28 protein-coding genes are annotated in these 26657 nt (G+C 70.2%); 16 read left to right on the top strand and 12 right to left on the bottom strand.

Annotated features, from left to right (window positions below; translation table 11 throughout):
- Nucleotides 1–17: 17 nt before the first annotated feature.
- A complete protein-coding gene (locus JIG36_RS31515; RefSeq protein ID WP_203380045.1) occupies nucleotides 18–1166 on the top strand; it encodes a PP2C family protein-serine/threonine phosphatase in 1149 nt (382 codons plus the stop codon).
- Between the two features lie 416 nt (nucleotides 1167–1582).
- Here the strand turns inward: JIG36_RS31515 and JIG36_RS31520 are convergent, their stop codons facing one another.
- Entirely contained in the window at nucleotides 1583–1885 is a 303-nt protein-coding gene (locus tag JIG36_RS31520) for a DUF1905 domain-containing protein (RefSeq protein ID WP_203380046.1), read from the bottom strand.
- Between the two features lie 59 nt (nucleotides 1886–1944).
- Here JIG36_RS31520 and JIG36_RS31525 point away from each other — a divergent pair, with 59 nt between their 5' ends.
- Nucleotides 1945–2832, top strand: a complete 888-nt coding sequence (locus JIG36_RS31525; RefSeq protein WP_203380047.1) for a GNAT family N-acetyltransferase — start codon at nucleotides 1945–1947, stop codon at nucleotides 2830–2832.
- Between the two features lie 10 nt (nucleotides 2833–2842).
- Entirely contained in the window at nucleotides 2843–3028 is a 186-nt protein-coding gene (locus JIG36_RS31530) for a hypothetical protein (protein ID WP_203380252.1), read from the top strand.
- Here JIG36_RS31530 and JIG36_RS31535 read toward each other — a convergent pair.
- Nucleotides 2991–3428, bottom strand: coding sequence for an HNH endonuclease (locus JIG36_RS31535; protein WP_203380048.1), 438 nt, complete (start codon nucleotides 3426–3428; stop codon nucleotides 2991–2993). The genes JIG36_RS31530 and JIG36_RS31535 overlap by 38 nt on opposite strands.
- 134 nt (nucleotides 3429–3562) lie before the next feature.
- On the opposite strand from JIG36_RS31535, the gene JIG36_RS31540 reads away from it, so the two are divergent.
- Nucleotides 3563–4576 (top strand): hypothetical protein, encoded by a 1014-nt coding sequence (locus JIG36_RS31540; protein WP_203380049.1) that lies wholly within the window; start codon nucleotides 3563–3565, stop codon nucleotides 4574–4576.
- Between the two features lie 23 nt (nucleotides 4577–4599).
- On the top strand, nucleotides 4600–6435 hold the full coding sequence (locus tag JIG36_RS31545) for a glycoside hydrolase family 5 protein (RefSeq protein ID WP_203380050.1): 1836 nt from the start codon (nucleotides 4600–4602) through the stop codon (nucleotides 6433–6435).
- Nucleotides 6436–6485: 50 nt separating this feature from the next.
- Here JIG36_RS31545 and JIG36_RS31550 read toward each other — a convergent pair whose 3' ends face one another.
- From JIG36_RS31550 to JIG36_RS31565, 4 genes are read right to left on the bottom strand one after another with little or no spacing between them, the layout of a single operon-like run.
- Nucleotides 6486–7310, bottom strand: coding sequence for a carbohydrate ABC transporter permease (locus JIG36_RS31550; RefSeq protein WP_203380051.1), 825 nt, complete (start codon nucleotides 7308–7310; stop codon nucleotides 6486–6488).
- On the bottom strand, nucleotides 7307–8212 hold the full coding sequence (locus JIG36_RS31555; protein ID WP_307872987.1) for a carbohydrate ABC transporter permease: 906 nt from the start codon (nucleotides 8210–8212) through the stop codon (nucleotides 7307–7309). The genes JIG36_RS31550 and JIG36_RS31555 overlap by 4 nt, the downstream gene beginning before the upstream one ends.
- Nucleotides 8213–8214: 2 nt before the next feature.
- Complete coding sequence (locus JIG36_RS31560) at nucleotides 8215–9528, bottom strand: ABC transporter substrate-binding protein (protein ID WP_203380053.1); 1314 nt, start codon at nucleotides 9526–9528, stop codon at nucleotides 8215–8217.
- A 12-nt stretch (nucleotides 9529–9540) separates the two neighbouring features.
- Nucleotides 9541–12399 (bottom strand): glycoside hydrolase family 78 protein, encoded by a 2859-nt coding sequence (locus JIG36_RS31565; protein ID WP_203380054.1) that lies wholly within the window; start codon nucleotides 12397–12399, stop codon nucleotides 9541–9543.
- A gap of 238 nt (nucleotides 12400–12637) precedes the next feature.
- Here JIG36_RS31565 and JIG36_RS31570 point away from each other — a divergent pair, with 238 nt between their 5' ends.
- Nucleotides 12638–13531, top strand: coding sequence for a helix-turn-helix transcriptional regulator (locus tag JIG36_RS31570; protein ID WP_203380055.1), 894 nt, complete (start codon nucleotides 12638–12640; stop codon nucleotides 13529–13531).
- A 162-nt stretch (nucleotides 13532–13693) separates the two neighbouring features.
- Nucleotides 13694–14845 (top strand): hypothetical protein, encoded by a 1152-nt coding sequence (locus JIG36_RS31575; RefSeq protein WP_203380056.1) that lies wholly within the window; start codon nucleotides 13694–13696, stop codon nucleotides 14843–14845.
- Nucleotides 14846–15079: 234 nt separating this feature from the next.
- Here JIG36_RS31575 and JIG36_RS31580 read toward each other — a convergent pair whose 3' ends face one another.
- The 4 genes from JIG36_RS31580 to JIG36_RS31595 are packed head-to-tail and all read right to left on the bottom strand — an operon-like array spanning nucleotide 15080 to nucleotide 19083.
- Entirely contained in the window at nucleotides 15080–15373 is a 294-nt protein-coding gene (locus JIG36_RS31580; RefSeq protein ID WP_203380057.1) for a cold-shock protein, read from the bottom strand.
- Nucleotides 15370–15960: a TetR/AcrR family transcriptional regulator gene (locus tag JIG36_RS31585; RefSeq protein ID WP_203380058.1), complete on the bottom strand. Its 591-nt coding sequence runs from the start codon at nucleotides 15958–15960 to the stop codon at nucleotides 15370–15372. The genes JIG36_RS31580 and JIG36_RS31585 overlap by 4 nt, the downstream gene beginning before the upstream one ends.
- 4 nt (nucleotides 15961–15964) lie before the next feature.
- Nucleotides 15965–16549, bottom strand: a complete 585-nt coding sequence (locus JIG36_RS31590; protein WP_203380059.1) for a hypothetical protein — start codon at nucleotides 16547–16549, stop codon at nucleotides 15965–15967.
- Nucleotides 16546–19083 (bottom strand): PEP/pyruvate-binding domain-containing protein, encoded by a 2538-nt coding sequence (locus JIG36_RS31595; protein WP_203380060.1) that lies wholly within the window; start codon nucleotides 19081–19083, stop codon nucleotides 16546–16548. The genes JIG36_RS31590 and JIG36_RS31595 overlap by 4 nt, the downstream gene beginning before the upstream one ends.
- Before the next feature lie 519 nt (nucleotides 19084–19602).
- Here JIG36_RS31595 and JIG36_RS31600 point away from each other — a divergent pair.
- The 5 genes from JIG36_RS31600 (at nucleotide 19603) to JIG36_RS52440 (ending at nucleotide 22248) form a co-directional block, all read left to right on the top strand.
- Nucleotides 19603–20493, top strand: a complete 891-nt coding sequence (locus tag JIG36_RS31600) for a hypothetical protein (protein WP_203380061.1) — start codon at nucleotides 19603–19605, stop codon at nucleotides 20491–20493.
- On the top strand, nucleotides 20490–20639 hold the full coding sequence (locus tag JIG36_RS31605) for a hypothetical protein (RefSeq protein ID WP_203380062.1): 150 nt from the start codon (nucleotides 20490–20492) through the stop codon (nucleotides 20637–20639). Before JIG36_RS31600 ends, JIG36_RS31605 begins: the two co-directional genes overlap by 4 nt.
- Before the next feature lie 299 nt (nucleotides 20640–20938).
- Entirely contained in the window at nucleotides 20939–21127 is a 189-nt protein-coding gene (locus JIG36_RS31610) for a hypothetical protein (protein WP_203380063.1), read from the top strand.
- Nucleotides 21128–21182: 55 nt separating this feature from the next.
- Nucleotides 21183–21554 carry a VOC family protein gene (locus JIG36_RS31615; protein WP_203380064.1) on the top strand — a complete coding sequence of 124 codons (372 nt, stop codon included), beginning with the start codon at nucleotides 21183–21185 and terminating at the stop codon, nucleotides 21552–21554.
- Between the two features lie 145 nt (nucleotides 21555–21699).
- Nucleotides 21700–22248: a DUF6010 family protein gene (locus JIG36_RS52440; protein WP_236048597.1), complete on the top strand. Its 549-nt coding sequence runs from the start codon at nucleotides 21700–21702 to the stop codon at nucleotides 22246–22248.
- On the opposite strand, the gene JIG36_RS31620 is transcribed toward JIG36_RS52440, so the two are convergent.
- Nucleotides 22130–22978: a helix-turn-helix domain-containing protein gene (locus JIG36_RS31620; protein WP_203380065.1), complete on the bottom strand. Its 849-nt coding sequence runs from the start codon at nucleotides 22976–22978 to the stop codon at nucleotides 22130–22132. The genes JIG36_RS52440 and JIG36_RS31620 overlap by 119 nt on opposite strands.
- A gap of 108 nt (nucleotides 22979–23086) precedes the next feature.
- The gene (locus tag JIG36_RS31625; RefSeq protein WP_203380232.1) at nucleotides 23087–23455 is read right to left on the bottom strand and encodes an FKBP-type peptidyl-prolyl cis-trans isomerase; all 369 of its coding nucleotides are present in this window, start codon (nucleotides 23453–23455) and stop codon (nucleotides 23087–23089) included.
- Between the two features lie 110 nt (nucleotides 23456–23565).
- Here JIG36_RS31625 and JIG36_RS31630 point away from each other — a divergent pair, with 110 nt between their 5' ends.
- The 4 genes from JIG36_RS31630 (at nucleotide 23566) to JIG36_RS31645 (ending at nucleotide 26618) form a co-directional block, all read left to right on the top strand.
- On the top strand, nucleotides 23566–24468 hold the full coding sequence (locus JIG36_RS31630; RefSeq protein WP_203380066.1) for a lytic polysaccharide monooxygenase: 903 nt from the start codon (nucleotides 23566–23568) through the stop codon (nucleotides 24466–24468).
- A 91-nt stretch (nucleotides 24469–24559) separates the two neighbouring features.
- Complete coding sequence (locus JIG36_RS31635; RefSeq protein WP_203380067.1) at nucleotides 24560–24829, top strand: hypothetical protein; 270 nt, start codon at nucleotides 24560–24562, stop codon at nucleotides 24827–24829.
- Between the two features lie 14 nt (nucleotides 24830–24843).
- A complete protein-coding gene (locus JIG36_RS31640) occupies nucleotides 24844–26238 on the top strand; it encodes a DUF4331 domain-containing protein (protein WP_203380068.1) in 1395 nt (464 codons plus the stop codon).
- Nucleotides 26235–26618, top strand: a complete 384-nt coding sequence (locus JIG36_RS31645; protein ID WP_236048573.1) for a phospholipase — start codon at nucleotides 26235–26237, stop codon at nucleotides 26616–26618. Before JIG36_RS31640 ends, JIG36_RS31645 begins: the two co-directional genes overlap by 4 nt.
- The last annotated feature ends 39 nt before the right edge of the window (nucleotides 26619–26657 follow it).

A 26657-nucleotide genomic window follows, 5' to 3' on the forward strand; every position in this document is an offset into this window, starting at 1 on the left:
CGGGGCATGATGGGCTCGTGCCCGAGGCGATGGAAGCCGTGCGCAGGCTGCTGGGCCTGCGGCATCGGGGACGGGCCGAAGACCTGCCCGCCCTGCTGCACGACGCAGCCCCGCTGCTGGGCGCCTCGACGGCCGCGGTCATGCTGGTCGACTACGGCCAGCTCAAGCTCTATCCGTTGCGCGGCCACGACTCGACCGGTCTCGCCCCGGTGCCGGTCGACGGCACCCCGGCCGGCGAGGCCTTCACGACCGCGCGGGCGACCATGTCGGACGACTGCGTGTGGCTGCCGCTGCTGCACGGCGCCGAACGGCTCGGCGTGCTGGAACTGCGGACGCGCGCGGCCGATCTCGACGAGCTCGAGGTGATCGCCGCCCTGGTGGCCGAGCTGATCGTGAGCCGGCGCGGCTACGGCGATGCGGTCGAGCACACCCGGCGACGCGAGCCGATGCAGCTGGCGGCCGAGATCGTGTGGAACCAGTTGCCGCCGCTCACGTTCGCGGTCGACGGCACCATGGTCACGGCGGTGCTCGAACCCTGTTACGACGTGGGCGGGGACGCGTTCGACTACGCCGCCAACGGCGACATCCTGCACGTGGGGCTGTTCGACACGGTCGGCCACGGCATCGCGGCCAGCGCCCTGACCACACTGACGCTCAACACCTATCGCAACGCGCGCCGGTCGGGGCTGGGCCTGACCGACACCTACCAGTCGATCGACAAGTGGATCCGGGCGCAATATCCGGGCAGCTTCGTCACCGCGATCCTGGCCGAGCTGGACACCAGAACCGGTCGTTACCGGCGGATCAGCGCCGGGCATCCGGCCGAACTGCTGCTGCGGCAGGGCCGCTCCCGGCCGAGCCCGGTGACGCCGACGGCTCTGCCGCTGGGCCTGGGCAACATGCTCGGGCGGGGGCCGCGGCTGACCACCGAGCAGCTGGAACCCGGTGACACACTGGTGCTCTACACCGACGGGATCACCGAGGCGAGGGACCGCGCGGGGGCCCTGTTCGGTCTCGATCGGCTGACGGCGTTCATCACCGAGTCGCTGGGGCTGGGCCTCTCCGCGCCCGAGGTGATGCGGCGGCTCATCCACACGATCGTCAGCTATGAGCAGGGCGAACTCCGCGACGACGCGACCGCCGCGATGATCCGCTGGCGTGGTTGATCGCGTTCAGGTCTCAGGGAATCGCCAGGTACGTCACAGGCTGTGCTGGACTTCGCCACCTACCGTGGTAGAGGACCCCATCAAGGAGGCCTGTTTTGAGTGGTTCCATCAAGAGGATGCTGATGTCGCTGCTCGCGTCGAAGCTCCACAAGCGTGGGCATCACGGCGGCTACTACGGACCCCCGGGCGCCTACGGCCATCACGGCCACTACCGCCGCGGCCATCACGGCCACTACCGCCACCACGGCCACTATCGGCACCATGGGCATTACCGCCGCCGTCGTTGGTAAAAGACGACCGAGCCGGGTAATGCTGGATATAGACCGGGGCCGTCCGTCCGGTGTCCCCCGGCGTCGGACGGGCGAGCCCTGACCTCTCCCCGGTGCGCAGCGCCAGCGCGCACCGGGGTTCCATGTCTAAAGACCGAGAACTTCCACCGAAACCGTCGCCACGTCGCCCGGTTCCAGACCTTGCGCGCGGCGCACCGCCTGTTTGATCGGCAACACGTAGGCACCCCCGCCGCCCCCGGGGAAGATCGAGGTCTGCCAGTGGCTGGTGCCGCACGAGACCTTGACCCGCACCGAGCCGAACCCGCGCCGCGTGCCCTCGGTGAGGTCGCGGATCACGTCGGACTCCTCGACCGGCAGGCTCACGAACGTCCAGCTCTCGCCCTTGCGCGCGTCCCAGATCCACAGCTCGGCCTCGAAGTCGACGATCACGCGGCGAGCATGCCACGGGGGTACGACATTCCTGCGCCGCTCTCGCCATAATGTCCGCCATGCAACTGACGCCGCTCATCGATCCCTCCCGCCGCGAACGGTTCGCCTGGCTGGCCGCGGGCGACGACGGGCGGCCGCTCGGCACGGCGTTCCTGTGGTTGCCCGCGGCCGGACGCACGGCCGACGTGCAGATCCACGTGCACCCGGCCGAGCAGCGCAACGGCGTCGGCACCCGGCTGCTCGACGCGCTCACGGCGTCGGCCGTCGATCACGGCATGAACGCGCTGCTGACCGAGCCCGTCCGGCCCGGCGAGGACGGTTTCTGCCTGGCCCGCGGCTTCCGGCCGGTGCTGGCCCTGACCTACACCCGGCTCGCCCTGGCCGGCGCCGACCCGGCGGAGAGGCCCGTGCTGGGCTACCGGCTCGTGCACTGGGAGGGCACCGTCGCCGACGAGCTGGCCGAGACGTTCGCGCGGGCCCGGCCCGCCATGGACGACATGCCGATGGGCGACACCGGCTACGTGCCGCAGGCGTGGGACGTGGCCCGGCTGCACTCGGTCGCCGACGCGGTGGCCCAGCGGGGCGAGACCCTGTGCACCACGGCGGCGATCGGCCCGGACGGCGAGATGGCCGGCTTCACCGAGCTGGTGGTCCCGGCCTCGGGCGCGGGCGACGCCCAGCACTACGGCACCGGGGTGCTGCCGGAGCATCGCGGTCAGGGGCTGGCGCAGTGGATGAAGGCCGCGCAGATCTCCCGTGTACGGGAAATGTTCCCCGCCCTGGACGGCCTGCTGGCCGACACCGCCGACAGCAACGTCGCGATGCGCCGCACCAACGAGTCGCTGGGTTACCGCCCGACCCACCGCAGCCTGCTCTACCAGCGTGACCTGCCCGAACGCGAGCCTGGTAACGACCGGGCCGCCCAGCGGGGCACCGCGACGACGTAGCGTCGGGGGCATGGACCAGCGCAGCGAGGTTCGCGATTTCCTCACCACGCGCCGGGGGCGCATCACCCCCGAGCGGGCCGGCCTGCCCTCGCTCGGGCGTGGCGCCCGGCCGGCCACGCCCTCGGCCGACGCGCTGGCCATGCCGGCCAGCTGGACCGCTACAGCAGCGCTCCCCACCGAGGCTCGGCCGGAGTGACCCGCAGCGGCATGCGCGCCTCGGCCGGCGTCCGGTCGCCCTTGCGCTGGTTGCAGGCATAACAGGCGGCGACCGTGTTGAGCCAGCTGTTGGCGCCACCGCGCGAACGCGGCAGCACGTGGTCGATGGTGGTGGCGGCCTTGCCGCAGTAGGCGCAGCGCTTGCCGTCACGGTTCATCACACCGGCGCGCGACCAGCCGGGGCCGCGGCTGTGCCGCCAGCGGGTGACCACATAGGTCACCAGCCGAACCACGGTCGGGACCTGCCACACACCGATCACGCGGTCGGGCTGCGCCTCGTGCACCTCGGCCACCTGCCGCACCAGCATCCGCACGGCGTGCCGCAGGCTCACCCGGTGCAGTGGCCCCAGGTCGGCGTTGAGAACGAGCACATCAGTCACCGGGTCACCTCCTCCAACCACCGGTTTGGTGATCTCCACGGTAGGGACGGCAGCGGCCCCGGACAACGGATTAACGCCCGCGGGGCGGGCGAGCGACGGTCTGGAACAATGACGCCGGCCGATGGGAGGGCATAGTGGACGGTTCGATCACCCCGTGGTGGAAGCAGGTCGACGAGGCCGCGCAGCTCGTGGCGTCGAGCGTCAACGCGGCGGCCGCACGGGCCGAGCGCGACGGCGCCTACCAGCCACCGCCCGGGCAGCCGGAGCCGAAACGGCGCCGCAAGGCGGGGTCGCTGCGGCACCTGGCCGAGGTCATCCGCACCCATCGGCTGGCCCCGGGCGTCTCGGTCGACAAGGACATCGTGGCCGGGGTGCTCGCGGGCGACCTGCGCCACATCACCGACAAGACCTCGGTGGTGGCGGTCGCCCGGGCCTCCCACCTGATCGCGAACCGGCCGTTCGGCGACGAGGACGCCAAGCGGCTCGAGGTGGCCGTCGACCGGGTGGCCGCCCTGGTGGCGCAGGCCCGGGAGTCCGACGAGAAGGCGCCGGCGATGGTCCCGGCGCCGCGGCCCGGCGCCACGGTCGACACCATCGAGCCGCCCGCTGCCCCGACGATCGACGCCTACTTCACGACCCGCCCGCCCCAGCGGCCGGGCCGCCGGCGCCGGTGGCTGGTCGCCGGCTCGGCCGTGGTGCTGCTGGCCGCGGCGGGCGGGGTCACGGCGTACACGCTGATGCCGTCCGCCGACGAAGACTGCCTGCTCGGGGCGGCGCCCGGCGACATCATCGGAGTTTCGACGCAGCTGTTCGACGACAAGGAGGCGACCCGGCTCAACCCCACGCTCGACTTCGACGAGATGAACGGCTCGGCCCGCTACGCCCGGCACGAGGGCCGCACGTACTACTGGGGCCGCGCCGGCTCGGACGACCACGTGCCGACGGCGGGCGGGGCCCGGGTGCGGTGGAGCACGCCCGACGGCACGTGGCGCAGCTGCGAAGTGGCGCTGCCCCGGGAGGAACGGGGTTACGTGCACACGCCCGCGGTGCCGACCACCATCAACGGCCAGGCCGTCACGATCCAGGTCTGCCTGTGGCGCGACGAACCCCGCCGGGAAAGTTGCCTTCCGGAGATCGCCACGGGGTGACCTCCTCGTATATATAGATATCCATGCGCGTTCTGCTGGTTCTGGCGCTCGTCGCCGGTTCGGTGTTCGTCCCCTCCGCCGCGTCCTCCTCCGCCGCCGAACCTGCGTGGACGGCCCCGCTGAGCACGCGCGGGCGCTGGATCGTCGACGCCGACGGCAACCGGTTCAAGCTGCGCTCGGCCAACTGGCACGGCGCGAGCGGAACGTACAACGGCTCCGGCGACACCGAGGCCGACGCCAACCACCACGCCGGGGAGAACTCGGGGCGGGTGCCGATGGGCCTCGACCGGGCGCCGATCGCCACCATCGTCGAGAACTTCCGGGCGATCGGCATCAACAGCGTGCGCCTGCCGTTCTCGAGCGCGATGGCGAGCGACGCGGCCCCGGTCGGTGACCGCTACGTCGCGGCCAACCCGCAGCTCAAGGGCAAAACCCCGCTTGCGGTGTACGACGCGGTGGTCGCGGCCCTGACGAGCGCGGGTCTCGCGGTGATCCTCAACAACCACACGAACACGACGCGCTGGTGCTGCGGGGTCGACGGCAACGAGCGGTGGAACACGTCGCAGAGCGCCCAGCAGTGGGAGGACACCTGGCTGTTCATGGTGCGGCGCTACCGCGACAACCCGCGTGTGGTCGGCGCCGACCTCTACAACGAGGTACGCCGTACGGTGCTGGACGACCCGAACTGGGGCTGGGGCAACGACCACGACTGGTTCGCGGCGTCGCGGCGCCTGGGCGACCGGATCCTGCGCGAGGCCAACCCGAACCTGCTGATCATCGTCGAGGGCATCAACTGGACCGGGATCCCGGTCGACGGGTTCGCCCACGAGCGCCCGACGCTCAAGCCCGTACGCACCCTGTCGCACACGCTCGTGGCCAGCGGCAAGCTCGTCTACGCGGCCCACTTCTACGACTACACCGGCCCCAACCACAGCGGCGCGACCGGCACCGGCGAGACGACCGATCCCCGCTACCGCGACTTCAGCCGCGAAGAGCTGTTCCAGGTGCTGCAGCGCGACGCGCTGTACGTGGCGACCGAGGCCGGCCAGCATTTCACCGCGCCGGTCTGGATCAGCGAGTTCGGCGTGGACGGCAACTCGCCCGCCGGCTCGTCGCAGCGCACCTGGTTCACGAACCTCACCGACTTCCTGATCCAGACCGACGCCGACTTCGCCTACTGGCCGGCCGTGGGCTTCACCGAGCAACGCGGGAGCAACGGCTGGGGCCTGCTCTTCTGGGACAGGGCGGGCAATCTGAGCGGCTTCGACGACTGGCGGACGCCGATCTGGAACCGGCTGGTCGCCTCGGGTCACACGGGCCCGGTCGAGCCGGTGACCCCGTGGTCGATGCTGAGCCCCGACAACGCCGACTTCATCGCCTCGCTCCGGATGCGGGCCGAACCCGACTGGGACTCGGGCGCCCGCAAGGCCGCCTGCCCCGACGGTCAGCGCCTGGCCGGCCTGGCCCACACCGGCAACCGCGCCCTGTGCGTGGGCGGCTCGTCGTGGACCTCGTACCAGGTCGTCCGCAACGAGCAGCACGTCACGCAGGACTGGGCGTCGGGCTACACGAAACTGCAGTGCCCGGCCGGTTCGCTGCTCGTCGGGTACGCCGTCCGCGGGGCCGCCATGTCGAGCGCCCTCTGCGCCACCTCCCCCTCGGCGGGCGCCGGCACCGGCCGTACGGTCTGGTTCGACCGCAGCGACAACCGCCCGTCCGGCAACCCGGGCGGCGATTTCGCCAACGGCCGCTACAAGGGCCAGTGCGCCCCCGACGAGTACGCGGCCGGCATCGCCTACACCGGAAGAGCCTTCTCCTCCCGTACGCCGGACGCCCTGTTCTGCCGCCGGCTGCCGTGAGCGCGGAGGGGCCGCGCTGAGGCAACAGCGCGGCCCCGGAACCGGGTGGGTCAGCCCTTGATGGCGCCCGCGGTCATGCCGGCGACGATGCGCTTGTTGAAGAACAAGAACATGATCAGCGGCGGGATCGTGATCAGCAGGATGTCCATGAAGAGCAGGTTGTACTGGGTCGAGTACGAGCTGGAGAAGTTGTAGAGGGTCAGCTGCACGGTGGCGTTCTGGTCACCGGGCAGGAAGTACAGCGGGTTGACGAAGTCGTTGAAGACCGTCACCGACTGGACCACCACGCACGTGATGATGACCGACTTGAGCAGCGGCAGGACGACCCGGAAGAACAGGCGCAGCGGGCCGGCGCCGTCGATGATGGCGGCCTCGTCGAGCTCGCGCGGGATGGTCGCGATGAACGCCCGGAACAGCAGGATGCAGAACGACAGGCCGAACGCGACCTCGACCAGGATCAGGCCGGGCATCGTCCGGAAGAGCCCGAGCTTCTGCAGCACCCAGATCGTGGGCACGACCGCGGGCGGGATGATCAGGCCGGACAGCACCAGGAAGTTGACCAGACCGGTCCACCGGGTGCGCCGCCGCTGCAGCACGAACGCCACCATCGCGGCCAGCACCACCATGATGGTCACCGAGGCCACCGTCAGGATCGTGCTGTTGATGAAGGCGATGATCAGCATGTAGTCGCGGGCCTGCACCACGTCCACGAAGTTCTGCACGAACTGGAACTGGGTGGGCCAGGTGAAATCGAGCCGCGACGCCTCCTGCCGGTTCTTGGCCGCGGTCAGCAGGATAAACGCGAACGGCACCAGGAAGACCACGATGGACAGCAGGATGGCCACGATGCTGAGCGCGGGATTGCGAGACTTCACAGGTCGACCTCCCGCGAGTTCAGGTATCGCGACAGCGGGAAGATGATCGCCGTCACCAGCAGGAACAGCACCACGTTGCCCGCCGTCGACAGGCCGTAGAAGCCCGCCTGGTACTGCTTGTAGATCACCGACGCGATCACGTCGGAGGTGAAGCCGGGACCGCCCCGGGTCATCGCCCAGATCAGGTCGAACGAGCGCAGCCCGCCGATCAGCGAGAGCAGGATGACCGTGAACGTGGCCGGCCGGGCCAGCGGCAGCACGATGCTGCGGAAGTTCTGCCAGGCGGTGGCGCCGTCGACGCGGGCCGCCTCGAAGTACTCCTGCGGGATCGACACGATGCCGGCGATGTAGATGAGCGTGGCCAGGCCGACGCCCTTCCACACGTCGACCAGCGCCACCGACAGCAGCGCGTAGCTGGGGTCGGTGAGCCAGCCCGGCCCCTGGATGCCGAGCAACGACAGCGATTCGTTGATCAGCCCGTCCTCCGGGTCCATCAGGATCGTGAAGGTCAGGCCGACGCCGATCGTGCTCACCAGCACCGGGAAGAACACCACCGAGCGCAGGTAGCCGCGGCCGATGATCTGCGAGGTCAGCAGCACCGCCAGGCCCAGGCCGAGCACGACCTTGAGCCCCGAGGTGATCACCGCGTAGACCACGGTGTGCCACAGGCCGGAGACCAGCGCCGGCTCCCGGAAGAACGTGACGTAGTTGTCGAACCCGATGAACTGCGAGTCGAAGATGCTCCAGCGGGTCAGGCTGAAGTAGAACGACGTCACCGTCGGCACGAGGAACAGCACCGCGTACACGATGGCGGCCGGCAGGTAGAACCAGCTGGAGTACGGGCTCTTCTTACGACCGGAGGAGACCGGCCCGGCCACGCTGGTGCGCGGCCGGGCCTCCACGGTTACCAACCTTCGAGTCCCAGCTGCTGGGCCTGCTTCTTCACGTCCTCGTCGTAGAGCTTGGCGGCCGCGTCGGACTTGCGGATGCCGGAGCCGACCTCGACGCAGATCTGCTCGAGGGCCGGGCCCTTGACCGGGGAGAGGAACTCCAGGGCCAGACCGGACGCGCCGGGCTTGTCGATGTAGGTCTGCATGTCCTTGACCGCCTGCGGCACCGAGTCGGGCAGCTTGCAACCCGAGACCGCGTACGGGCCGGTCGGCTGCGACGCCTTGCCGAGCGATTCACAGCCCTCGGGGCTGGCCACGAACCCGAGGAACTTCTTGGCCGCCGCCAGCTTGTCACCGGTGGTGCTGCTCGGGATGTAGAGGCCGTTCGGCGCCCACACGGTCAGGCCGTTCTTGGCGGCGTCGGTGCCGGGGATGGCGAACAGGCCGATCTTGTTCTCGGTGCCGGGGTTGTCGGCGATCAGCTGGCTGAGCATCGCCGACAGGATCGGGTACTGCGCGCCCTCACCCTTGGCCAGCTTGTTGAGGCCGTCGGTGAGTTTGGCCGACGCGAAGTCCTTGTTCACGTAGCCCTGGTCGTGCACTTCCTGCAGGTGGTCGAAGCCGGCCTTGGCGGCGGGCGTCGTCGCGTACTTGGCCTGGTTCTTCGTGTACTGGTCGGCCCACCCGGGCGTGGAGGCCTCGACGTTGTAGTAGTCGCCCAGGATGAACAGCTGCGAGGTCCAGGTCTCTCCGTACGTCTGGATGACCGGGTCGACACCGGCCGCCTTGAGCTTGGCGTTGTTCGACATGAACTCGTCCCACGTGGTCGGGACCTTCAGGCCGTTCTTGTCGTAGACCTCTTTGTTGTAGAGGATCGCCCCGGCCATGTAGTTGCCGAACGGCACGCCGTAGATCTTGCCGTCCGAGCCGACCGACTTCTTGAAGTTGTCGTCCAGCTTGTCGGCGAACTCGTCGACCGCGGTCAGGTTCTTCTGCGGCGCGAGGGCCTGCATGAGCGAGCCCGAGTTGTACATGAAGATGTCGGTCATGTCGCCGGTGGACAACCGGGTCTTGACGACGTTGTCGCCCTCGGTGCCCTGCGGACGGGTCTCGACGTTGATCGTGATGTCGGGGTTCTTGGCGGTGAAGTCCTTGGCCAGCCCCTCCGCGATCTTGACCGTTTCGGGCTGGTTGTCGGTCAGGAACGAGAGCGTGACCTTGCCGCCGCCACTGTCCTCGTCGCTGCTGCCCAGGCTGCCGGCGCTGCACGCGCTCAGAGCCAGGGCGGCGGCGGAGAGCACGGCGAGGCCTATCTGACGTCGCTTCATGAAGTGACTCCCTTATCGGTGTTCGGAGGAGAGGAGGGTCTGCAGGCGGGCCGCGAGCACGTCGCCGCCGGGGATGAAGCCGTGTGCGGTGGCGGCGCCGGCGAGTTCGGTGGCGGGCGCGTCGAGATAGCGTTCGAGCCGGGCGGCCAGGTCGGCCTCGCCGGTCGCGACACCCGCCTCGGTCGCCGCGGCGACAACCTTGTCCCAGCTGGGGCGGTGGTCCATCAGCTGCCGGACGCTCGGCTCGGCGGGCAGTGCGCTCGTTTCCCCGTACGGGTCGTCGACCACCCATCCGTGCCGGCCGTGACCCACGGTGATCGGCTCCCCGCCCGCGGGCAGGTGCACGGTGGCGGTCGCGCCGACCGGCACCACCACGTCGAGCCGCAGCTCACCATCTGCGCGTTTCCAGGCGACAGAGGCTTCCCCGTACGGCGTGAGGTGCCGTGCCGCCGCATGCGTGAGCTCGCCGGTGGGCAGTGGCCGCACCTCGATCCGGCGGTAGCCGGGCCCGGCCGGGGCGAGGCCCGCGACGCGTCGGTGCAGCCAATCGGCCACCGCCCCGAGCGCGTAGTGGTTGAACGACGTCATCTCGCCCGGGTTGATCGAGCCGTCCGGAAGCATGCTGTCCCACCGCTCCCAGACCGTGGTGGCGTCCATGGTCACCGGGTAGAGCCAGCTCGGCACGCCGGTCTGCAGCAGCAGCCGGTACGCCAGATCGGGGTGCCCGGCGTCGGTCAGCGCGTCGGTCATCAGGGGCGTGCCGACGAACCCGGTGCTGATCCGGAACCCGGCCGTGCGGACCAGGTCGGCCAGCCGCTCCCCCGCGTGCCGGCGCTGCTCCGGCGTGGGCAGCAGTGCCCACTGCAGGGCCAGCGCATAGGTCGTGGCGGCGTCGCTGAGCACCCGGCCGCCGTCGGTCACGTACTCCCGGGCGAACGCCTCCCGCACCCGTTCGGCCAGTTCGCCGTACTCGCGGGCCACGTCGCCGTCGCCGACCGCGAGCGCGGCCCGGGCCACGACCTCGGCCGAGCGGGCCAGGTGGGCGGTGGCGATGACGTCGGGGTCGGCCTTGGCCCGGAACGGGTCCTCGGGCGGGGCGGTCGGGTCGAGCCAGTCGCCGAACTGGAATCCGCCGGCCCACAGCCGGGCCGGGCCGGCCAGCGCCGACATCCGGTCGACCCAGGCCCGCATGCTGGGCAGCTGCCGGTGCAGGAGGCCGAGGTCGCCGGTGCGCTGATAGATCACCCAGGGCACGATGGTGGCCGCGTCGCCCCACGCCGCGGTGGCGGGCCCGGGCTGCCGCAGAACGTCCGGGACCACGTACGGGACCGAACCGTCCTTCTGCTGTTCGGCGGCGAGGTCGGCGAGCCAGTTGGTGAGGAAGCCGGCCGAGTCGAACAGGAACGACGCGGTGGGCGAGAAGACCTGGATGTCGCCGGTCCAGCCGAGGCGCTCGTCGCGTTGCGGGCAGTCGGTGGGGACGTCGACGAAGTTGCCACGCATGCCCCAGACGACGTTGGAGTGCAAGCGGTCGAGCCGCGGGTCCGAGCTTTCGAACCATCCCGTACGGCGGAGGTCGGAGCCGACGACGACGGCCTCGATGTCGTCCGCTCGCAGGTCGTCGATGCCGGTGACCTCGGCGTAGCGGAAGCCGTGGAACGTCAGGCTCGGTTCCAGCACGGTGTCGTCGGCTCCGGCCAGGATCCACTCGTCGGTGGCCTTCGCGGTACGTAGCGGGCGGACACCGAGCTCGCCGTCCTCCAGGACCTCGGCGTGCCTGATCTGTACGGCGTCCCCGGCATTTCCGCCGCGGACGGTCAGGCGGACCCAGCCGACGAGGTTCTGGCCGAAGTCGACCAGCGTCCGGCCCGACGGCGAGGTGAACACGCTGCGGGCGGGCAGGACTTCGGTGATCCGTACGGGCGGGCCGTCGGGGGCCACGAGCAGGCTCAGGTCGGCGTCGAGCACGTCGACCGGCGACTCCGGCCCGGGCGCGCGGCGCAGGTCGGTGTGCTGGCCGTTGTAGAGGTCGTCGTCGACGATCGTGCCTTCGCGGGCGGTCCACGTGCCGTCGGTGGCCAGCGTGTGCACCTGCCCGTCGGCGGTCTCGACCTCGAGCTGGGCCAGCAGCGCGAGCCGGTCGCCATAGAGGCTGTGCTGGTTGCGGAAGCCGAGGTAGCCGCGGAACCAGCCGTTGCCGAGCTGCACCTCGATCCGGTTGACGCCCTCGGCGAGCAGGTCGGTGACGTCGTGGGTCTGGTAGCGCAGCCGGTGCTGGTAGGCGGTCCAGCCGGGCGCGAGCTGTTCGTCGCCGACCCGCCGGCCGTTGACGCTCGCCGCGTAGAGGCCGTGTGCGGTGGCGTACAGGCGGGCTTTCGTGATGCCGGCCGGAAGCTCGATCGTGCCGGTGAGGATCGGGGACGGGCTCCCGAAGGCGCCGAGCTCGCGGGGGCTGACGAAGCGGGCGGTCCAGTCCTCGGGGTGGAGAAGACCGGCCTCGGCCGTTGCCGGTTCGCTCCACTCGCTCCACGTGGCCGGCCCCTCGCCCCGCTCGCCGCCCTCGCCGCCCTGAACGGTCGTGGCGTGGTCGCTGTCCGGAAGGTCGGCGGCGACCCGGACGCGTACGGTGGCGGCCTCCCGGGACGTCAGCGGGGCGCCGGGCCAGGGCACGAGCACCTGCTCGTCCGACTCGACCTCGAAGACCTCGGTCGCGCCGCCATGGGTGATCTCGATCTGGTAGCGGCTCTGCGTCCAGCCCTCGGGGGCGTCCGCGAGCTGCCAGGAGAGGCGGGGAGTGGGCGTGCCGAGGCCGATCATGGTGCCGTGATGGTGGTCGAACCGAAGGCCCAGGGGGGCGTGGATATCCGGCATGTCACTCCTGTTGCTTTTATCGTTTTTGTCCGTGAAACGATTCAAGAACCGGCGGGCGATAGGGCGCGGTCAATTTGTTTCGGCTTCGTGGCGGGAACGTTTCGCCGTGCCCCCGATCCTGCGTTTCGGTGTGGCCCACGACATAGCCCGTGATGAACCGGAGCTAGCACAAAATTCACCCCGGTCCCGGCCGCGTCCCACCCTTGGGCGGATTCCGCGACAGGGCCTACGGTGAGGCATGACCGACGACCCCCCGGTCGAGAACACCCGGACGTTGCTGCACTTCATCGACGGGTCGGTGGCGTACGCGGGCCACTACCTGCATCAGGGCCTGCATCCGGTGCACACGCACAGCTTCGTGGAGATCGCCGTGGTGATCTCGGGGACGGGCGTGCACCACAGCCTGGCCGGCCGCCAGGAGCTGACGATCGGCGACGCCGTGCTGCTGCGGCCGGGCGTGTGGCACGGCTACGAGAATTGTGAACGGCTCGACCTCTACAACTGCTGCTTCTCGACCGAGCTGCTGCGGCGCGAGCTGGCCTGGACCCGGCAGGACCCGCAACTGGGCCACCTGCTGTGGACCGGCCCATACTCCGGCCAGCGGCGCGGCATCCTCTACACCCACCTGCGGGACGAAGCCCTCACCGGCTGCCTGGAACACCTCGACGGCTTGCAGAAACTGCGGGCCCTGCCCCCCACGGAATACCGCGGCGACCTGGTCGGCCGCCTGACCCTGTTCCTCAGCGCCTTGGCCCGGGTCGTGGCCGGAACCGACTCGCTGTCGGGCGGTTCGGCCGGCACCCACGCGGCGGTGCTGGACGCCATGCGCATGATGGAGGACCGTCCCGCATACCAGTGGACGCTGACCGAGCTGGCGGCCGAACTGCACCTGGCCCCCGGCTACCTGGTCCGCCTGTTCAAGGCGGCGACCGGTCTGCCCCCGATGGCCTACCTGTCCCGCTTCCGCGTCGAACTGGCGGCGGCCCGCCTGTTGCACACCGACCAGCCGATCAACCGCATCGGCGAGTCGGTGGGCTGGCCCGACCAGAACTACTTCGCGCGGCGCTTCAAGTCCCACTACGGCCTGAGCGCGTCGACCTACCGAACCCGCTTCACCCGCGCCCGAGGTTGACCTGATCGCGTTGTCGTCTCGGAACGCGGCTCACCTCGACCGGCCACTGTCACCCGATAAGGGGCGCTGCGCCGCGCAAATGGCGCGGCTCGGCTGCAGCCGTCGGCACCGCGTCGCTGGCTCTTCTCGTCCGCGGCTTCCCCGGCGTGTACCCGCCGGTCCATGCTCGACATCATGGACGCCGACCAGGCGGTGACGCCACCGGGCGCCGGCCGGGGCGGACCCCGACTGGGATGGCATGGCTTGCTCGCCGGGTTCCTGCTCAACAACATGGCCGTCGGCATCGTGGTGAACATTTTCAGCGACGACGGGCGCGCCGGGCGCGCGCTGGCCGCCGTCACCGGGCTGGCCGCAACCGCCGGCCTGGCCGCCTGGCTGCGCCGCTACCCCGGCTCCGCGCTGCAGAGGGCTGTCCGGGCCGGATTGTGGATCGTGGCCGCCGCCGCGGTCCTGCTGACCCTGGCCATACCTGGTTGGACGATCACGCTCACCGCGATCGCGGCCGCCTTGCTCACGGTCACGATCCTGCTCACCACCACCCTGGAGACCGCGGGCCTCCTCCTCAGCGGGGCGGCGGCCGTCGGGGGCGGCGTCGCGCTGGCCGCACTCGGGGTGGAGGCGCTGCGTAACGGGGGTCTGCTGGCCGGGACCGGATTGCTCGGAATGGGAGTCGCGGTGTGCGTTTGCGGGTGGGCATTGACGCAGAACGTGATCGCCCTGGGTGGGGCCGCAATCGCTGGAGGCGGCGTCGCGGCGGCCGTGGTCGGCGTGGTGCTGCTGCACGACGGGGACACGCTGGCAGGTACCGCAGTCCTCGGAATCGGAGTCGCGGTGGCCGTGTACGGGGCGGCGTTGCTGCGGAACCGGGTTCCACCGCGTGGGGCCGCGCTCTTCGGCCTTGGTGTCGCGGCGGCCGTAGGCGGGGTCGCGGTGCTGCGGAACGGAGGCGTTCTGGGCGGGGTCGCGCTCTTCGGGTTGGGCGTGGCGATGACTGTGTACGGGGTGGCAGTAACGCGGGGCGGGGGCATGCTGGGAGCCGCCGCAATCGTCGGGGCTGGTGTCGCGGCGGTCGTGCTCGGGGTGGCGTGGATACAAGACGGAGGTGTGCTGGCCGGCGCCGCGGTTGTCGGGGGCGGCGTCGCGCTGGCCACGTTAGGGGTCGTGGAGCTGAGACCGGTCAGCGGGCGGCTCCGGCGCTGGTGGGCGCGGATCAGCGAGGACCGGCGTCCGCCCGTACCGGCACCTCGGCCCCGCACCGCCGCGGACCCGGCCGACTCGGCCCCTGCGGAAGGGCCCGAGCCGGCAGGTGAGTGATGACCGCGAGCCCGCGCCACGGATGACCATCCAGTCAGGCCGACCCGCGGGCGCCGGTAAGCGCCGTTCTCCGCGGCAGCCGGCAAATGGGCAGGTTCGACGCGTTCAGCACTACGGGATCTTTGGCGAGGCAGCCGCGGCGTGCCGGTGGATGGCCTCCGGCCGCGTCATGGTGTCGAGCGCGCCGGGCGGAGGTCATCGACGATGCGCTGGACCTCAGCCACGAAACAGGCGCTAGTCGAACTCCAGGTGCAAGGTGCTGGTGTAGGCCGTCGACAGCGGTTGCGGGGCCGGGCCGGGCGGGCGCTCGGATCCGGTCCAGACGGCGACGGCTCGGAAGGCGTAACCGTCCTGGTCGGCGGTCTCGAACTCGAACGAGACCGCTTGACCGGCGGCGAGCGCGCGGTAGCCGTCGGCCAGGATGGCGCCGAAGTGGGCCCAGCAACCGCCAGGGGTCGCTTCGGAGTCGAGCACTCCCCAGCCCTCGTCGGCGTTCCAATCCCGTACGGTGCCGGTTGTTGTGGTCATCGCGTGAGTGTGGCACCGGGGGGGCCGAAAAGCAGGTCCAATTGCGCGTCCAGCGTGGCCAGGGCCTGGTCGGGGGTGAGCTGGCCGCCCAGCAGATAGACGCCCAGGCCCTCCATCAGCGCCAGCAACGCGGTCGCCGACTCGGCGCCGTGCGGTTCGGGCAGCAGGCCGGCCACGAAGTCCACCATCTGTGAAGTGCCGGGACGCAGACTCTGGCCGGCCTCGGGGCGTACGGCGGCGTAGGCCAGGAACGCCAGCGCCACCCGCCCGTCGGCCATGGCGGTGCCCTCGAGCGGCAGCAGCGCGGCGATCAGAGTGCGCAGCAGCAGGCGAGGTGGCGGGTCGGCGCCCAACGCTTCCACCGCGGCGCGGATGCGGGCCTCGCTGCGGTCCATCACGGCCGACAGCGCGAACGCCATCATCTCGTCCTTGGTGTGGAAGTAGTGCTGCACCATCCCGGCCGAGACGCCGGCCGCCGCCGCCACGTGGCGCAGGCTCACGGCTTCCAGGCCCTGCTCGGCGGCCACCCGCATGAGGGCGTCGGCGATCAGGCGGCGGCGGGCGTCGTGGTCGACGATCTTCGGCATGGGCTCAGACCTTGACGGCGTCGAGATGGCGGCGGGCCGCGCGGACCAGGCCGTCGGAGTCGTCGGCGTAAAGCCGTACCTCGGAAACGGTTTCGCCCTTCCAGTCGAGAGGGCGGCTCAGGCGTACGTCGATGCTTGTCTGGCTGCCGACCACGATGTGCAACGCCCCGTCCTCGAGCTGCACGGCGCGGCTCGACGGCATCGAACGATAGCGCTTGCCGATCGACTCGACGTCGGCCCACGGCACGGTCAGGTCGACGCCCGAGCTCATCCGCACGCGCAGGCCGCCGGCGAGCACCAGGTGCGGGTGACGGATCAGGCCGCCGAGGAAGCCGAGCATCCACAACAGGCCCCACACGCTGATGACCAGCATGATGATGCGGGCCGGGCCCCACGGGACCACGTGTTTGACGATCAGGTCGAGCACCGGGATCTCCACGATCGACAGCCCGAGGAAGACGCCCAGGATCGGCTTGATCACGCCCAGATAGCCGTACGCCTCACCGCCGTGGAGATCCACCGGGCGCCGGGTCGCCCACAGGGCCAGGTTGCGCCAGGTCTCGCCCTCGCGCCGCAGCAACTCCCTCATGACTCCTCCTGAACGGTGACGGTGCCGGCGGCGGCATCGACGGTGACGATCTGGCCCGTACGCAGGTGACGGGTGGCCCCCGGCACGCAGATGACAGCCGGGATGCCGTACTCGCGGGCGACCGTGGGTCCGTGTGCCATCACCGCGCCGGTCTCCGTGACGAGCGCGGCCGCGGTGAGGAACAGAGGCGTCCAGCCCGGGTCGGTCGTCGACGTGACCAGCACCTCGCCCGGTTCGATGTGGGCGGTGGCGGGGTCGGTCACGACGCGTACGGGACCGGTCGCCCTGCCCGCCGACGCGCCGACACCCTTGAGGGCGCCTTCGTGGGCGGGCGCGGGGAGGACGGCCTCGATGTCGGTGCCGTCGGAGAGCAGGGCGACCGGCACGTTCCGGCGGCGGGATTCCCGCTCGTGCCAGGCCCGGCGTTCGGCAACCATTTCTCGTACGGCGGTGGCCGTCGCCGCTGCTTGGGTGGCTGTTGTCGCTGCTTCGGGTCTCGTTGTCGCTGCTTCGGGCCTCGTTGTCGCTGCTTCGGGCCTCGTTGTCGCTGCTTCGGGCCTCGTTGTCGCTGCTTCGGGCCTCGTTGTCGCTGCTTCGGGCCTCGTTGTCGCTGCTTCGGTGGCTGCTGTCGCTTCCTCCAGGGTGAGGAACATGATGTCGCCGGGCTGGTCGAGCACGCCCGCCGCCACCAGGTCGGCACCCACCGCCAGCAGGTGACGCCGCATCTCGGCCAGCCGGTAGAGGCCCGCGAACTTGCCCGCCTCCCGCAACCCGGCCAGCCGCCGCGCACGACCGAGAAGAAAAACGGCAAGCGTTCCCCGTACGGGCCGGCGCCGTCTCGCCCGAGCGCCGAGTTCCCGCAGCGTGGCCTCGGCCCGCTCGGCGGCCCGGGCGAAGCGCACGTCGGGCGCCTGCTCCGGGTCGGTCACGCGGATCAGGTTGGCCAGGGCCGCCCGTACGGGAGCCGGGTCTTCCGACCACCGTGGCACACCGAGGTCCACTTCGGCGGCCGCGCGATGCCCGTACGCCGTCAGGAAACCGCTCAGATCCACGTCGTCGGCGCCGGTCGCACCCCGGGCGAGCCGCCACAGCGCGAGATCCATCTCGATCGTCACGTTGTGCGGCATGCCGCCCAGCACCGCGTGGATCTCCTCCGGCCGCGCGACGTCGCCCAGCAGCTTCGGCGGAAGCGCACTGGCCAGCATGCCGGCCACGATCGGCCAGATGATCGCGTCGGCTCCTCCCGTCTGATCGTGGTCTCGGACCAGTTGCAGACGCTCGTCCGTGGCGAGGTCGCGGCCGTCGTCCTCGGACGCTCTCCGGGTGCGTTCGATCTCCTGCTCGAGGCGGCTCCGGGCGCGGTCCGGCGCAACGAGGGCGCCAAGCACTCCCCGGATCGCGCGCCCGATCGGCGGCCGACCGCTCGTCCCAGGCTTCCTGTCGGATTCCTCCCCTGACCTCGTCGCTCGCGCCTTGCCCGACTCCTCCCCCGACTTCTCCGCACGCCCCTTGCCCGACTCCTCCCCGCGCGCCTTGCCCGACCCCTCCCCGCGCGCCTTGCCCGACCCCTCCCCGCGCGCCTTGCCGGACTTCTCCCTGGTTTTCTTCGCGCGCTTCTTCCGGGGCGCGAACCGCGGGTCGTCCAGCACGTGGCGCATCACGGCCTGGGCCCGCGGCCCGAAGTCGACCGCCATGAGCGGGACCAGCCGCTTCCGGGCCACCGGGTCACGCACCAGATCGGTGAGGTCGCCGTAGAGCCGCCCCCCGATGTCGGTGATCTCGACCCGGAGCCCGAGGGGCGCGAGCATGGCCCGGACCAGGTCCTTGAGGGTGTCCGTGCCCATCGGCGTGACCGGCTGGAGCATGCCCTGCACGTGCCCGAACTCGAGATAGACCCGCGGCCCGCCCGTCGGCGAAGGCGGCGCCGGAAAGAGCGTGGTGATCGGCCGCGACTGCAGAATCCACAGGTCGCCGTTCTTGTCGAGCGCCCATTCCACGTCCTGAGGCACGCCGAACAGCCTCTGGAGCCGTTCACCGACCTCCCGCAGCGGCTCATCGGCCCCCACCAGCCGCCGCTCGACACCAGCAGCACCGTCGACCACCACCGACCCGCCACCCGCCGCCGATTCGACCAGCATCTCGGCGCGGTTGCCGGTCACTGGGTTGGCCGTGAACAGCACCCCCGCCGTCTCTGCCGCAACCATCCTCTGAACGACGACAGCCATCCCCGGCGTCCGCGCACCGCTTGGAAGTTCACCTTCGCCCCGGCCGACGTCCGCCACGCGCCCCGTCCCACCCCGATAGACCGCCGCGCGCGCGTTACTGACCGAAGCCTGGCACCGCTCGATCGCCGCGATCAACTCGTCGGCGCCGCACACGTCGAGCACGGTGTCGAACATCCCCGCATAGCTGGCACCGGGAGCGTCCTCGACGGTCGCACTGGAACGCACCGCCACCACTCCCCCGCCCATCCCCGCGTACGCGTTCAGAATCTCGTCCCGCGAAAACTCAGAAGCCTCGGTGGTCACAGTCACACAGAAACCCCGCCGGCACCCGTTCCCCCGCGCGCAGGAGTTCCCCCAGCCCCGCCGCCTTGCCGCCGACCAGCCCAACCTGCGCCGCCGAGACTTCCCGCAGATCAACGACGCCCATGAGCCCTCCCCGTTAGCAATACGACTGCATTGCCAAAGGTAGCGTCTTTCCAATACAACTGCAATGCAAACGCGGCCCTGGGGATAATCGCGGTTCCCGACCACGCCCAGCTGTGGACAACTCCGCGCCTCCGGCTTGACAAGGCGTAGCGTCGACCTCGACTCCCCGGGTGGGCGGGGGTATGGGCGGCTGCTCCACAGGGCCAGCGATGATCACCGGCCCCGCACCCGGCACCCGCACCGGCCCCGCACCCGACACCCGGCCCGGCACCCGCACCCGCCCCGCACCCAGCACTCGGCCCGGCACCCCGGCACCGGCGAAATCAGGCGGGGCGGGAAAATCTTCCGGCCAATTCGTGACAGAGCCGGAACCGCGGGCGGATGCGGATCGTCTGAACGGACATGACTCGTCTCCGCGGCACCCTGATGGCCGCCGCCGTTCCCCTGTTCCTGCTTGCTGCCTGCGCGCAGCCCGGCACCGACGCCGGGGCGCCGGGCTCCGGCTCGCCTCGGAGCGCCTCCGCTTATCCCCAGAGCGGTGACGAACTCGTGGCGCGCGTGGAGTCGTACGGTGGGTTCGTCCCGCCCGATCGCACCGTGGGCACCCTGCCGTCGATCAGCGTCTACGCCGACGGCCGCGTGATCACCGAGGGCCCGGTCCCGGCGATCTATCCGGGGCCCGCGATGCCCAACCTGCAGGTGCTGACGCTCAGCCCCGATCAGGTGCAACAGCTGCTCAAGGAAGCCTCCGACGCGGGGGTCAAACCGGGCACCGACTTCGGCCAGCCCAACGTCGCCGACGCGCCGACGACCCGCGTGACCGTGAGGAACGACCAGGGCACGACCCAGTCGGTGGCGGTCGTCGCGCTCAACGAGGCGCAGGCCAACGACCCGATGCTCACCGACGCGCAAGAGAGCGCCCGCGCGACGCTGGCCGCGTACGTCAAGAAGCTCCAGGAGCTCGCCGCCGGTGACGGCGCGACGGCCTCCACGCCGTACGTGCCGGAATCTCTCGCCGTTCTCGCCCGCCCCTGGACCCAGCAGTCCGGCGGCGAGCCCGCGCAGGCCGAGATGGCCTGGCCCGGCCCGGCGCTGCCCGGTGACTACCTGAACCCGGCCGTCAAAATCGGCTGTGTGGTGGTGTCCGGCGCGGATCTCGATAAGGTGACCTCCGCGGCGAAGAAAGCCAACCAGATGACGCCGTGGACCGCCGACGGACAGAAATATCTCATCAACTTCCGCCCGCTGCTGCCCGACGAGAAGGGTTGCGCGGAGTTCAAGGGGAACCGATGACTCCTCTCGGAGAGCCGTTCGATTCCGGCCGCGGCGACGTCGCGGGGGACGACGGGATCGATCGCGGGCCGGAGCGGACCGAATCCGTTCCGGCCCGTCAGGGCTGCCGCCCGGCCCAGACCGCCCCACGCGACTACCGGCGCTGACCCACCTCAGCCGCGTCCCAGCGCATGGGCCGCACGATCGGCCACATGCGAGCGGTGAGGTTCGACGCATAAGGCCGCCGGAAATGCTGCACCCGGTGGAGACCGCGCGGCGACGACGTTCTCGTCCGCGTGCACGCCACCACGGTGACCTCGGCCGGGTGCGGCATGCGGCGCGACCCGCCGCACCCCTTGCGTCCGGCCGGGTGTCCGAGCAGCGTGGACCTTTGCGGCCGGTCGGTCCCGCCACGCTGTCACAGAAAGCGGGGCTCCACGGTCATCAGGGTGGAGAGGAGTTCACCATGGCTGTCGTCACCAGGACCCACGCGCTCAACGTGATCCGCCGCGCCTATGGGCCCGACTTCGCCGAGTCCGTCCGTGACAAGCTGCCGGACCGGCTCGACCTGGAAAATCCGAGGGACACCAAGGTCCTGTACGACCTGGGGCTCACCCCCGACCGGCTGATCAGTGCCCTCGGTGCGGAGTACTGACCGCGTCCGGAATTCAGGTCAGGAAGTGACCTGAATGCGTCCTACGGTGGTTCTCATGGATATGAAGATCGAGCTCATTCCCGTCCCGGTGACCGACGTCGACCGCGCCAAGGCGTTCTACGAGAAGGTGGGCTTCCACGCCGATCACGACCATCGTGTGCAGGAGGGTCTGCGCTTCGTGCAGCTGACGCCGCCCGGCTCGGCCTGCTCGATTGTGCTCGGTGAGGGCATCACCGAGAAGACGCCCGGCACGCAGGAGATCCAGTGCGTGGTGGCCGACGCCGAGGCCGCCCGCGAATCGCTCGTCAAGGCCGGCATCGAGGCCAGCGAGGTCGACAAGCAGCCCTGGGGCAACTTCGTCTACTTCCGCGACCCCGACGGCAACAGCTGGTCGCTGCAGGCCATCGAGACCCGCCCCAACGGCTGACCTCCTCACCTGGCCGGATCCCGTCGACTTCTGGCAACCGAGGCCCTTCTTCGCCACCCGGGCCGCTCATACGCTTCAGCGCGCAGGCATTCCCTCCCCGTCCACGCCTGCGTCTCCTGGGTGGTGAGTGGTGCTTCGATACGTCATGCCGGTCGTGATCGCCCTGATCTTCATCGGCGTCGTCAGCTTCGTCCCCGAACCGCAGAGGCAGAGACTGAACGCTCTGCTGATAGCCGGCGCGGGCGGCATCTACATCAGCGGCGGAGGCTTCGGCTTGTGGGAGCTGGCCTTCGCCGCCGTGATGGTCGCGGTGGCCTGGGCCGGCCTGCGCTCCTGGACCTTCATCGGCATCGGCTGGCTCCTCCACACGGCCTGGGACATCCTCCACCACCGGCGCGGCACCCCACTGATCCCGTCTTTGCACGACTCCTCGTTCGGCTGCGCCATCTGCGACCCGGTCATCGCCCTGTGGTGCTTCGCCGGGGGCCGCTCCCCCAAGGAACTGATCCTCCGGGTCCGCTCCCGACGGTTCCGCTCCCGACGTTCCACGAGCGAGCAGAGCGGATCCCACCCGGCTACGGGTCAGGGGTCAGTTCGGACTCGATCAGCTTTCGGGTGGCCTGGGGGTCCAGGGCGTTCTCGGCCACGCCGAGGAGCAGGGTCCGGTAGCGGTCGACCTCGTGGGGCTGTTTGAGCAGCTGGTTCGTGGGGCGCATGCCCTCCACGAAGACCACGTCGAGCTCGGGGGCCTGGTGGAACGACAGCACGGCGGTGGAGCTGCCCAGCAACGAGTAGGCGCCGGCGCCGTACGGGAGGATCTGGACCGTCACGTGCGGGAGCTCGGACGCCTCCAACACGTGGCGCAGCTGGTCGTTGCGGACCTGCGGCCCACCGATGCGGCGGTGGATCACCGACTCGTCCAGCAGGGCCATCACCTCGATCGGAGGCGAGTCGCCGAGCCGGCGTTGGCGAGCGAGGCGCAGGGAGACTGCCCGGTCCAGGCGTTCCGGGTCGGTCAAGCCGGGGACTGTGCTGAGGACGGCCCGCATGTACGGCTCGGTCTGCAGCAGGCCGGGGAACAGGGTGGGCTCCCAGGACAGGATCGCCGACGCCTCCGACTCCAGGCTGACGAACGAGTCGGGCTGGACCAGGTCTCGGTAGTCGGCCCACCACGCGCGCTCGCGGGAGGCACGGGCCAGTTTGAGCAGTTCCTCGCGGTATTCACGGTCGTGGACGCCGTACAGGGAAAGCAGGTCTTGAACGTCTCTGGCCGTCACGGTGACCCGGGCCGTCTCGATGCGGGTGACCTTGGCGGTGTGCCACTCGAAGGCCTGGGACACCTGTTCCTGGGTCAGGCCGGCCGATTCGCGGCAGCGTTTCAGCTCCGCTCCGAGGCGGCGGCGACTCAGCGTTGGTCCGGCCACCGCGCAATGGTAGAGCCACGCTCAAAGAAGGCTGACGGGCGGTGCAGAGTCACGCCAGAAAAAGTGCGGCGCCACGCCCGGAAAAAGCGTGACGCCGCACCGGGAGTGTCACTGCACGCCGAGGAGGTCCACCACGAAGACGAGGGTCTCGTTCGGCTTGATCACGCCGCCGGCGCCGCGGGCACCGTAGCCCAGGTGGGGCGGGATGGTCAGCTTGCGGCGACCGCCGACCTTCATGCCGGCCACGCCCTGGTCCCAGCCGGCGATGACCTGGCCGCCGCCGAGCGGGAAGGCGAAGGGCTCGCCACGGTTGTACGAGGCGTCGAACTCGCGGCCCGTCGAGTGTGCCACGCCCACGTAGTGAACGTTGACGTACTGACCGGGCTGCGCCTCGGGCCCCTCGCCGACGGTGATGTCCTCGATCACGAGGTCGGCCGGAGGCGCGCCCTCGATCGGGCCTACGTCGGGCTTGTCCATGGGGAACTCCATTCGTTGACTGTCGAGCCCCGCCATGCAATCACACGCCCGGTCACAGCCGGTGGTGGACGTGCTGAACGACTCAGGCCAATTCTCCGTATTGCAGGGACGTGAGAATCGATCGTCTGGCCGCCGGGGCGTTCACGGCGGCCGCCGTCCTGGCCGCCGCGCCCGCACCGGCCCTGGCCCACGGGGCTCCGACGACGCCGATCAGCCGCACCGCCGCGTGCGCCGACGGCGGCGAGGAGACCGGCAACGCGGCCTGCAAAGCGGCCCGCAAGGCGAACGGCCGCGGCTTCGGCAACTTCGACAACCTGCGGATCGCCGACGTGAACGGCAAGGACCGCGAGGTCGTGCCGGACGGCGAGCTGTGCAGCGGCGGGCTCGACGCGTTCAAGGGCCTCGACCTGGCCCGCGACGACTTCCCGGCCACCAAGGTCACCCCGGGCCAGAACCTGAAGATCAACTATCGGGCGACGATCCCGCACGCGGGCGAGTTCCGGATCTTCCTGACCAAGCCCGCGTACGACCCGGAGAAGGCTCTCACCTGGGACGACCTCGGCAGCAAGCCGCTCGCGTCGGTCACCGACCCCGACCTCAACGACGGGGCGTACCAGCTGCGGGCCAAGCTGCCGGCGCGTACGGGGCGGCACATGCTCTACATCGTGTGGGAGACGTCGCAGACCCCGGACACGTACTACTCCTGCTCCGATCTGGTCTTCCCGGCCGCCGCCGCAAAAGCGACAAAAGCCCCGCCGCAAGCCCCGGCAACAACAAGGGCAGCACCAGCCGTACGGGCGACGAGTGCCACGCCGAAGCCGACGCCGACAAGCGCGAAGCCGGCGACCGCAGCCCCGGAAATCGATCTCAACCCGGTCGCCGCCCAGAAGGACGACACCAGCCAGGTGACGCTGGGTCACTGGATCATCGCCGGAGCGTTGATCTTAGGTTTCGCCGCGATTGCCTGGGCCGGCACCGGAGCAATTCTCCGCAGACGACGCGAAAACCGTTGAACCGCAACGGCTGACGCCTCGTACTGATGGGCGTCGACAAAACGCACAGCATTTTCCCAGCCTCCCCCCCAAGGTTTAAGGAAAGGCCGAGATGAGCCGAGTTCGTTACGGTCAGCGAGGCGTCAACCGCCGCCGTGTCCTGGCGATCGCCGCCACCGCCGGTGTGGGCGTCTCCGTGGCCGGTGTGGCCGGGCTGAGCCTGGCCGGCGAGAACGAGGAAACGCCGAAGGGCGCCGGTCCGCTGGTCCTGTCGCTGCGCGACGCCGAGAAGGGCACGTTCGACGTGTTCGTCGGCGGCTCCAAGAGCACGCTCACCGACAAGAAGCTCGCCGCCAAGCTGCTCAAGTCGGCCAAGGGCTGAGGGGAGAGAACACCGTGTCTTCACACCGCGAGGCTCCCGAGATCAGCAAGGATCCGGTCGCCGACAGCTCCGATCTCTACGCGTTCGTCAGCCCGGACGACCCGGACACCGTGACGATCATCGCGAACTACGTCCCGCTGCAGCTCCCGGCCAGCGGCCCGAACTTCTTCGAGTTCGGCGACGACGTGCTCTACGAGATCCACATCGACTCCAACGGGGACGCGCGCCCCGACCTGACCTATCAGTTCCGGTTCCGCACCGAGCTGCGCAACGACAAGACGTTCCTCTACAACACCGGCCCCATCGACTCGCTCGACAGCGAGAACTGGAACCGCCGGCAGTTCTTCTCGGTCACCAAGGTCGACTCGTACGGCAAGAGCACCGTGCTGGCCAAGAAGCTGCCCTGCCCGCCGTGCAACGTCGGCAAGCTGTCCATCCCCGACTACGACGGGCTGGCCGCCGACGCCGTGGCCAAGCTGAAGTCGGGTGAGAAGGTCTTCGCCGGTCAGCGCGCCGACGCGTTCTTCGTCGACCTGGGTGCGATCTTCGACCTGGGCACGCTGCGCCCCTTCCAGGACAAGCACCTGGTCGGGCAGACGCTGTTCAACTACGCCGGCAAGGCCGTCAACGCCACCGACAAGCTGAACGTGCACAGCATCGCGATTCAAGTGCCGCTTGCTTCCGTACGCCGTGACGGCAAGAAGAAGGTGCGCGGGCGCGACCCCGAGGCCGTCATCGGCGTCTGGACCTCCGCGAGCCGCCGCCAGGTGCAGGTCCGCAACGGCGACAAGAAGAACGACGACGTCGTGGTCGGCCCGCAGGTGCAGGTGTCCCGCCTCGGCAACCCGCTGTTCAACGAGGTCATCGTGCCGATGGCCGAGAAGGACAAATGGAACAGCCTCTCCCCGGCCGAGGACAAGCGCTTCGCCCAGTTCGTCGAGAAGCCCGAGCTGCAGACGCTGCTGCCGGTGCTCTACCCGGGCCTGTTCGACAACCTGGCCGCCCGTGACAAGAAGGGCAAGGCCCGCGCCGACCTCGTCGCGATCCTGCTGACCGGCATCCCGGACGGCATCATCGAGAACTTCCAGAACAACACCGGCGAGGTGCAGGCCGACATGCTGCGGCTCAACACCGCGATCCCGCCGTCGAAGGAGCCGAACAAGTTCGGTGTGGTCGGCGGTGACCTGGCCGGCTTCCCGAACGGCCGCCGGATCGCCGACGACGTCGTCTCGATCTCGATCCGGGCCATCGCCGGCGTGACGCTGCCGCTGGTCGAGAAGGACTTCGAGCCGGACGCCGCGGCCGCGCTGGTCGAGCAGGGCCTCAGCATCAAGGACGCCAGCGCCGGCCTGCTCAAGAAGTTCCCCTACCTCGGCACCCCCTTCGACGGATTCGGTAACCCCTCATGACGACCCCCACGCACGAGCAAACCCACACCCACAAGCACGAGCACGAGAGCCCGTCCTGGCACAGCATGACCCCGAGCGGTCAGGGCACGGTGATGCTCAACATCGGCAACGGCATCGGCGCGCTGATCATCAACACCCCGGGCCGGATGCACGGCCGCGAGATCGAGGTCAGCCCGGTCGACGACCCGGCCCGGCGTACGCACGCGGCCGTCCGCGCCCGCTACGTGTGGGGCGGCGTCTGCTACAGCGTCGTGCTCGACAGCCTGCCCGAGGGCCGTTACACCGTCTGGGACAACCCGGTCACGCCGCTCGGCGAGGTCGACGTGCCCAGCGGCGGCGTCGCCGATTTCACCTGGCCGGTGGCTGCCGCCGTCGCCTGAAAGGTGCCTGCGCCCGTTCGGGTTCAGCGCCTGTTCCGC

The sequence above is a fragment of the Paractinoplanes ovalisporus genome, from assembly GCF_016834655.1.
Classification (GTDB): Bacteria; Actinomycetota; Actinomycetes; order Mycobacteriales; family Micromonosporaceae; genus Actinoplanes; species Actinoplanes ovalisporus.

Coding starts and splice junctions, on each gene's coding strand:
- JIG36_RS31585 (WP_203380058.1), bottom strand. CDS start 15,960: ATGCCGAAGATCGTCGACCACGACGCCCGCCGCCGCCTGATCGCCGAC.
- JIG36_RS31530 (WP_203380252.1), top strand. CDS start 2,843: ATGGACCAGCGCAGCGAGGTTCGCGATTTCCTCACCACGCGCCGGGGG.
- JIG36_RS31615 (WP_203380064.1), top strand. CDS start 21,183: ATGGATATGAAGATCGAGCTCATTCCCGTCCCGGTGACCGACGTCGAC.
- JIG36_RS31580 (WP_203380057.1), bottom strand. CDS start 15,373: ATGACCACAACAACCGGCACCGTACGGGATTGGAACGCCGACGAGGGC.
- JIG36_RS31545 (WP_203380050.1), top strand. CDS start 4,600: ATGCGCGTTCTGCTGGTTCTGGCGCTCGTCGCCGGTTCGGTGTTCGTC.
- JIG36_RS31645 (WP_236048573.1), top strand. CDS start 26,235: ATGACGACCCCCACGCACGAGCAAACCCACACCCACAAGCACGAGCAC.
- JIG36_RS31635 (WP_203380067.1), top strand. CDS start 24,560: ATGAGCCGAGTTCGTTACGGTCAGCGAGGCGTCAACCGCCGCCGTGTC.
- JIG36_RS31605 (WP_203380062.1), top strand. CDS start 20,490: ATGACTCCTCTCGGAGAGCCGTTCGATTCCGGCCGCGGCGACGTCGCG.
- JIG36_RS31570 (WP_203380055.1), top strand. CDS start 12,638: ATGACCGACGACCCCCCGGTCGAGAACACCCGGACGTTGCTGCACTTC.
- JIG36_RS31610 (WP_203380063.1), top strand. CDS start 20,939: ATGGCTGTCGTCACCAGGACCCACGCGCTCAACGTGATCCGCCGCGCC.
- JIG36_RS52440 (WP_236048597.1), top strand. CDS start 21,700: ATGCCGGTCGTGATCGCCCTGATCTTCATCGGCGTCGTCAGCTTCGTC.
- JIG36_RS31625 (WP_203380232.1), bottom strand. CDS start 23,455: ATGGACAAGCCCGACGTAGGCCCGATCGAGGGCGCGCCTCCGGCCGAC.
- JIG36_RS31525 (WP_203380047.1), top strand. CDS start 1,945: ATGCAACTGACGCCGCTCATCGATCCCTCCCGCCGCGAACGGTTCGCC.
- JIG36_RS31560 (WP_203380053.1), bottom strand. CDS start 9,528: ATGAAGCGACGTCAGATAGGCCTCGCCGTGCTCTCCGCCGCCGCCCTG.
- JIG36_RS31575 (WP_203380056.1), top strand. CDS start 13,694: ATGCTCGACATCATGGACGCCGACCAGGCGGTGACGCCACCGGGCGCC.
- JIG36_RS31600 (WP_203380061.1), top strand. CDS start 19,603: ATGACTCGTCTCCGCGGCACCCTGATGGCCGCCGCCGTTCCCCTGTTC.
- JIG36_RS31590 (WP_203380059.1), bottom strand. CDS start 16,549: ATGAGGGAGTTGCTGCGGCGCGAGGGCGAGACCTGGCGCAACCTGGCC.
- JIG36_RS31565 (WP_203380054.1), bottom strand. CDS start 12,399: ATGCCGGATATCCACGCCCCCCTGGGCCTTCGGTTCGACCACCATCAC.